The following is a 724-nucleotide window of genomic DNA, read 5'->3' as shown; positions in this document are numbered from 1 at the left end:
TCCACCACCGCATGCAGGAAGCGGAACACGGGCTGCGTCTCCACCGCCTCACCGGCCTGCGCCAGCACCTGCAGGTCGTTGAGATCGTTGCCGGCGGTGAAGTCGGCGCCGTCGCCGCGCAGTCGGATCACGGACACCGCCGGGTCCTCGCCCGCCGCGGTGACCGCGTCGGTGAGCGCGGCGTACATCGGCTGCGTGAGCGCGTTGCGCTTGTCGGCGCGCATCAGCGTGATGATGCACACGCCGTCGTGCATCATCGTGTGGATACCGGTATCCGCCATCAGCTCTCCCTCCTCTCCTCGGCCGCCACCGCCTCGGCACGGCCACGCCACTCGCTGGCGTCGAACTCCAGCCCCTCACGCTCCCACGGCGGCACCGGCGTGAACACCTCCACGAGGAAGTCCACGAAGGTCCGTACCTTGCGTGAGAGATGGCGGCGGTGGGGATAGAGCACGTAGAACGCCGAGCTCTCGTGGGGGTACTCGGGCAGCACGGGCACCAGGCGCCCGGCGCGGATATCCGGCACCACCAGCCACGAGGACATGCGCGCCAGCCCGGCGCCGGACAGCGCCGCCTGGTAGAGGGCGTCGACGTTGTTGGCGCGGAAGTTGCCGGAGACGTGGAGCACCCGGCGCCCGCGTTCGGCGTCCTCGAATTCCCAGTCGTTGAACAGCTCCATCTCCGAGAGCGTCAGGCAGTTGTGCTCGAGGAGCTCCTCCGGGGT

General features: G+C 69.3%; 2 protein-coding genes. Both read right to left on the bottom strand.

Going from position 1 to position 724, the window contains the following annotated elements:
- A partial coding sequence (locus G7A99_RS22865; protein ID WP_205600021.1) for an enoyl-CoA hydratase-related protein occupies positions 1 to 281 on the bottom strand: 281 nt, incomplete at its 3' end.
- The coding region (locus G7A99_RS22860) for a substrate binding domain-containing protein (RefSeq protein ID WP_205600020.1) at positions 281 to 724 on the bottom strand (444 nt) is incomplete at its 5' end. The genes G7A99_RS22865 and G7A99_RS22860, both read right to left, overlap by 1 nt.

The sequence above is a fragment of the Arhodomonas sp. KWT genome (genome assembly GCF_010993615.1).
This window is presented reverse-complemented; position numbering and strand designations above follow the sequence as displayed.